Origin of the sequence: Streptomyces sp. NPDC004610 (assembly GCF_040609715.1) — a bacterium.
GTDB lineage: Bacteria > Actinomycetota > Actinomycetes > Streptomycetales > Streptomycetaceae > Streptomyces.
This window is the reverse complement of record NZ_JBEXLA010000083.1, coordinates 1-6083: the sequence shown is the minus strand read 5'-3', so window position 1 is coordinate 6083 and position 6083 is coordinate 1. Positions and strand designations below refer to the sequence as shown.

5 protein-coding genes are annotated in these 6083 nt (G+C 71.9%); 1 reads left to right on the top strand and 4 read right to left on the bottom strand.

The genetic code is table 11. From position 1 onward, the window contains the following. Positions 1-89 precede the first annotated feature (89 nt). The 3 genes from ABZX40_RS41385 to ABZX40_RS41375 form a co-directional block, all read right to left on the bottom strand. Complete coding sequence (locus ABZX40_RS41385; RefSeq protein WP_355751362.1) at positions 90-878, bottom strand: uracil-DNA glycosylase; 789 nt, start codon at positions 876-878, stop codon at positions 90-92. Between the two features lie 62 nt (positions 879-940). Next, a complete protein-coding gene (locus ABZX40_RS41380; RefSeq protein ID WP_355751370.1) occupies positions 941-2389 on the bottom strand; it encodes a YfcC family protein in 1449 nt (482 codons plus the stop codon). A 92-nt stretch (positions 2390-2481) separates the two neighbouring features. After that, positions 2482-3942: a M20/M25/M40 family metallo-hydrolase gene (locus tag ABZX40_RS41375; protein ID WP_355751365.1), complete on the bottom strand. Its 1461-nt coding sequence runs from the start codon at positions 3940-3942 to the stop codon at positions 2482-2484. A 655-nt stretch (positions 3943-4597) separates the two neighbouring features. Here ABZX40_RS41375 and ABZX40_RS41370 point away from each other — a divergent pair. Beyond that, positions 4598-5194 (top strand): RNA-binding S4 domain-containing protein, encoded by a 597-nt coding sequence (locus tag ABZX40_RS41370; protein ID WP_355751373.1) that lies wholly within the window; start codon positions 4598-4600, stop codon positions 5192-5194. Between the two features lie 137 nt (positions 5195-5331). Here ABZX40_RS41370 and ABZX40_RS41365 read toward each other — a convergent pair whose 3' ends face one another. After that, positions 5332-5895, bottom strand: a complete 564-nt coding sequence (locus ABZX40_RS41365; RefSeq protein ID WP_355751367.1) for a DoxX family protein — start codon at positions 5893-5895, stop codon at positions 5332-5334. Positions 5896-6083: the final 188 nt, after the last annotated feature.

The window sequence follows — 6083 nt, the reverse complement described above, 5'->3', positions numbered from 1 at the left end:
ACGGAGGAACTCCCACTCCTCATCAGACAGCTCATGACGACGTATCACCCGACCATGATCCACCACGCAAGATCAATTGAAGACACGCCCTAGCGAGGCGGCCCGACGGGGCCCCGCACCGGCAGGCCCGCCGCCCGCGCCGCCGTCCGCAGGGCCTCGCGCAGCATCTCCGGGGTGAGAAGGCCGGTGAAGGTGTTGCGCTGGCTGACGTGGAAGCAGCCGAGCAGATCGAGGCCGTCCAGCCGCACCCGCGCGCCATGCGCGAAGACCGGGCGGGGCCTCGGTACCGGCCACCCCGCCTCGGTCAGCGCGGGCAGCGTCGCCCGCCAGCCGAACGCGCCGAGCACCAGCACCGCGCGCAGGGTGGGCCGCAGCAGGCCCAGTTCGCGGACCAGCCAGGGGCGGCAGGTGTCCCGTTCGGCGGGGGTCGGCTTGTTGCCGGGCGGGGCGCAGTGCACGGGCGCGGTGATGCGTACGCCGTACAGCTCCAGGCCGTCGTCGGCGGCGACGGAGGTCGGCCGGGAGGCGAGTCCGACGTCGTACAGCGCCCGGTACAGCACATCGCCGGAGCGGTCGCCGGTGAACATCCGTCCCGTCCGGTTGGCGCCGTGCGCGGCGGGCGCGAGGCCGACAATCAGCAGCGGCGCGTCCACCGGCCCGAATCCGGGCACCGGCCGACCCCAGTACGTCCAGTCGGCGAAAGCGGCCCGTTTGACGGCGGCCACCTCCTCCCACCAGTCGACCAGGCGGAGGCAGGCACGGCAGTCGGCGACACGGTGATCGAGGACGGGGAGCGAGGAAGCGACGGGGGCGATCAGGGAGGGGGAGGGAGAAGGCGAGGGGGGTCGGCCTCCCGGGGCGTTGCCGCTTGCGTCCATGCCACCACCGTACGACCGCCGTCGTGGCGCGGTGGCCACCTCCTCCCGCCCTCCTCCCCCCGCTAGGTCCAGACCGCTCCCAGTGCGATGAACACACAGATCAGCACGAACAGGATCCCCAGCAGTGGTGTCACAAACCGCAGGTACTTGTTGTAGCCCACCTTCGCCAGGGCCACCCCGCCGATGGTGACCGCGGTCGTCGGGACCCAGAGGTTCATCCAGCCGCTGGCCGACTGCCACGCGGTGACGACGACCGCGCGCGAGACACCCGCGAAGTCGGCGAGCGGGGCCAGGATCGGCATGGCGAGGGTGGCGTGGCCGGATGTGGAGGGGATCAGGAAGGCCAGCGGGAGGTTCACCACGAACACCAGGATCGCGAAGACACCGGACGAGGTGTCCTCGACCACGCCCTCGATGGAGTGCAGCACGGTGTCGGTGATCTCCGCGTTGTTCATGATCACGGTCACCCCGCGGGCCAGCACGATCACCAGCGCCGGTGAGATGAAGTCCGCCGCGCCCTGCACGATCGTCGAACTGAGCTTCTGCTCCCCCATCCGCGCCACCAGCCCCACCAGCACCGCCGCACACAGGAACAGCGCGGCCAGCTCCGGGAAGGACCAGTCCAGCTCGAACCCGTACGGCGACGCCTCCGCGTCCCCGGTCAGCGCGCTGGACCAGGGCACCACCGAGAAGATCATGAAGGCGAAGACCAGCACCATCACCGCCAGCACGGCCTTGTGCAGCCCGGTCAGCTCCGGCACGTCGTCGCTCGGCCGCTGGTCCCGGTCGCCCGGCAGGAACCCGGTGAGCGAACGATCCGGATCCCGCCGCACCCGGCGCGCGTACCGGATGACATACGCCACCGTCACCGCCGTCAGCACCACCCACATCACGAACCGCAGCACGATCCCGTCGCCCAGCGAGATGCCCGCGGCGGAGGACGCCACTCCGGTCGCGAAGGGGTTCACGGTCGAGCAGAGCACACCGATCCCAGCGCCCAGGATGATCGTGCCGACGGCCACCATCCGGTCGTAGCCGAGCGCCAGCATCAGCGGCACGATCAGCCCGTAGAACCCGAGGGTCTCCTCGGCGAAGCCCTCGACCGTGCCCAGCACCGAGAAGACCAGCATGATCCCGGCGATCAGCAGCGCCCCGCGGTCCCGCAGCCGGTGGGCGAGCCGGGCGATCCCTCGGTCCAGGGCGCCGGTCGCGAAGACGACCGTGATGAACGCCCCGATCGCCAGTACGAAAAGAAACACCCCCGCCGCCCCGTACAGCGCACCGGCCAGATCCGGCCCGACCTTGCCGGTCCTCAGGTCCTGGATGCCGTACAGGCCGTTGACCGGGGAGAGGAAGAGATCGTTGAGCCGGTCGACGAAGCTCAGCCCCGAGTCGACCCGGTGGTACGTGCCCTGGATGGGCGCACCGGAGCTGTCCCGGTCGTAGCGGCCGGACGGGATCAGAAACGCGAGCAGCCAGACCGCGATCGTGACGATGACCAGGACGGTCAGCGCACTCGGGAAGGTGAACTTGCGGTGGGGTTCGGTGGGGGTGGTGCTTTTGGCGGGGGTGTCGCTGCCGGTGCCGTCGTCGCCGGTGGTGGTCACCCGGTGGCCTCGGCCGATCCGGGTCCGCCGGCCGATCCAGCGGCGTCAGCGGCGTCAGCGGCGTCAGCCTTCCCGGACCGGCCCGCGCCCCGGTCTCCACCGCCGCCACCCCCACTCCCGCCCCCGAAGTCCTCCGCGTACCGCTCCACGAATCCGCACATCGCCACCACCGTGTTCCGCAGCTCGGAGAAGAGGACCCGCTCGTTCGGGGCGTGCAGATTGCACCGGCCGTCCTGCGCCCCGAAGAGCAGCACCTCGGCCTCGGGCGCGGCCTGCGCCAACCCGTTGACCAGCGGAATCGACCCGCCCGTCGCCACATACGACGTCTCGCTCCCCCAGGCCGCCGCCAGCGCCTCCCGCGCGGCCCGGTACGCGGGCCCGTCCGTCCGCGCCTCGTACCCGGGTCCGGTGTCCCCGGGCGTCACCGTCAACGGCACCCCGAACGGCCGCAGCGACCGCAGGTGCTCCACCAGCAGTTCCAGGGCCTCCCGAGGATCCTGCCGCGGATGGAACCGCAGATTCAGCTTGGCCCGCGCATACGGCACGACAGCGGACGCGGCGTGCTCGACGCTCGGCGCGTCCAGCCCGATCACTGTGATCGCCGGCCCGCTCCACAGCCGCTCGCCCAGGCTCCCGCTCCCGATGAGCGGCACGCCGTCCACGACCCCGGCCAGCTCCCGGAACTCCTCCTCGGTGTAGCCCGCCCCGGTCCAGTCCTCCCGGCGCAGCCCCTCCACGGCCACGTCCCCGTGCACATCGTGCAACGTCGCCAGCGCCTTCAGCAGGACCAGCAACGCGTCCGGCGCCGCGCCCCCGAACTCCCCGCTGTGCCGCGGCTCCGTCAGCGTCCGTACCTCCACGACCACCTCGGCCGCCCCGCGCAGCCCGGTCGTCAGCGTCGGCGTACCCGGCCGGAGATTGCCGAGATCGGCGACCACCATCGCATCGCACGCGAACCGCTCCGGCTCGGTCGGCGGATAGTCGTCGAACGCGCTGCCGTACTCCTCCTGCCCCTCGAACACGATCTTCACCCCGACCGGCGGTCTCCCCTCGAACGCCCGCAGCATCCCCAGGTGCGCGATCACATTCGCCTTGTCGTCCGCGATCCCGCGCGCCCGGAGCCCGCCCTCCACGGGGGTCGGCTCGAACGGCGGCGACAGCCACAGCGACTCGTCCCCCGGCGGCTGGACGTCGTAGTGCGAGTACAGCAGCACGATCGGCGCGTCCGGGTGCGGCGGCGGGATCTCGGCGTAGATCACCGGCGAGGTGCCGGGCAGCTCGATCCGGTCCACCCGGGCCACCCCGATCTCCCGCAACAGCTCGACCAGCAGATCGTGCGCCCGCTCGACCGGCTCCGCCGGAAACCCGGGAAACGCCACCGAGGGAATCGCCGCCAGCCGCGCCAGATCGGCCGTCAGCCCGTCCATCAACCCGTCGACCCTGGCCACCACATCCACGCCGACTCCCTCACTCGCCCTCGAACGGTCCCCCGCCCAACACCTTCGACCGCCACCCCGGCCCCCGCATCCGGGGTGGTCCGGCGGAGTGTCCGCGTTGCCGGGAGGAGGCGGGGGTGCGGAGGGGGAGGGGCGGAGGGAGGGGGCTTCGGTGGCGGGGGCGGGCCGCGGAAGGGGGCGCCGGTAGTGGGGGCCTGCCGCGCGGAGGGTTTCGGTGCCGGGTGCCTGCTGTGCGGGAGGGTTCCGGTGCCGGAGCCTGTTGCGCGGAAGGGCTTCGGCATCAGGGCTGCGCCGTACGGCAAGGCTCCGGACCAGCATCCCGCCGCACGGCAACCCTTCGGCACCCGGTTCGCACCCCGCGAAAAGCGCTCGGATCCCCCATCCCTCCACCGTTAGGGTCATCTGTATGAGCCCTCGGAATCGCCGCCGCCGTCCTTCGGTGGACGCCACCGCCCCGGCCTCCGGCCCCAACGTCCCGGAGAGCCACGACGGGGTCGCGAGCACCGAGGCTCCGAACAGGGCTCCTGTGACGCCGAGGGATGTCTCTGCCGTGGCTGACCTTGCCGATACGACCGGGCCGTCCGAGCAGGGCGGTGGGGACCACAGGGGCGAGGCCGGGAGAAGCAGCGGCCCCGTTCACCAGAACGGCCAGGGCATCCCGGACGGGCAGCACGAGCAGGCAAGTCAAAGGGAGCAGACCAGCCAGGACGGCGACGGCCACCAACCCAGCCACGCCGACCAGACCGACCACCCCCACCCCACCGACACCGGCACCGACACCGGCACCGACCCCAAAGTCACCGCCGCCATCGCCGCCGCCGAAGCCGCCCGCCCCGCCGCCGGCGAGACCGTGCGTATCGACAGCTGGATCTGGGCCGTCCGTCTGATCAAGACCCGCTCCCTCGGTGCCACCGCCTGCAAGGGCGGCCACGTCCGGGTCAACGGCGAGCGCGTCAAGCCCGCCCACTCCGTCCGGATCGGCGACGAGGTGCGCCTGCGTCAGGAGGGCCGAGAGCGGATCGTCATCGTCAAGCGCCTGATCCGCAAGCGCGTCGGCGCCCCGGTCGCCGTCCAGTGCTACGTCGACAACAGCCCGCCGCCCCCGCCCCGCGAGGCCGTCGCCCCCGCCGGTCTCCGCGACCGCGGCACCGGCCGCCCCACCAAGCGCGACCGCCGCGAACTCGAACGCCTACGCGCCCTGCGCGAGCAGGGCACCAACTTCGGCGACCCCAACCGCCACCGGGAGCGATAGCGAGCGAAGAGCCGCGCCGCGCGTCGGACACGGGACGCCGATCCGCACCCATGCCGGGTGTCGCCCGGCGCTGAGAGCCGAGGGGGGGGAGGGCCCCCTCCCCCCCCTCCCCCACCCCGCCCCGTCCCCCCTCCCCCTCACACCCCGCGACGCCCCACCCCCACCAGCCGCGCCAGCTCCCCGTTCCGCCCTCGACGAGCCCAGGCGATCAGGGCCAGCGGCACGATGAGGATGAACGGCGTCGCCGCGTTCTCCCCGTTGAACTCGGCGAGCTGGACGACGAACGCCCCCACCATCAGCGCGCTCAGCCCCATGGCCGCCGCGGACTGCAGGACCGGTATCAACAGCCCTATCGCCCCGGCCAGTTCCAGCGCACCGATCGAGTACATCCCGGCACTGCCCCAACCCATCCGGTCAAAGATCTCCACGGCCGATGAGTGTCCGATCAGCTTGGGCAACGCGCTGCCGATCGCGAAGAACAGCGCGAGCAGGATCTGGAGTGCTCGCAGTGCTATCCGGGCGCGGCGACCACGCGCGGTCCGCGACTCCCCGATGACCGGACGGCTCCCGCCAGGGATCGTGGCGGCGATCGCGGCGCCGGACCCGGCCGACGCGACGGTGTGAGCAGAGGCGGCGGATGCCACAGAAGCGATGGAGGCAGTGGCGGCGGTGGAGGCTGCGGAACCGGTGGACTTGGACATCTGGTTCTCCTATGCGAAGCGTGAAGCGATCCGTTCTTCAGTCACAGAGGTAGACCCCGACCGCACCCCCAACTCATCGCTGCTCCACCCATTTGACGGCGGAAGTGCAAAGCTCCCCGCAGGCGGTCTGATCGGCTCCCCGCAGGCGGACATGGAATGTCCCCGCTGATGGACGCGTGATCCCTCTT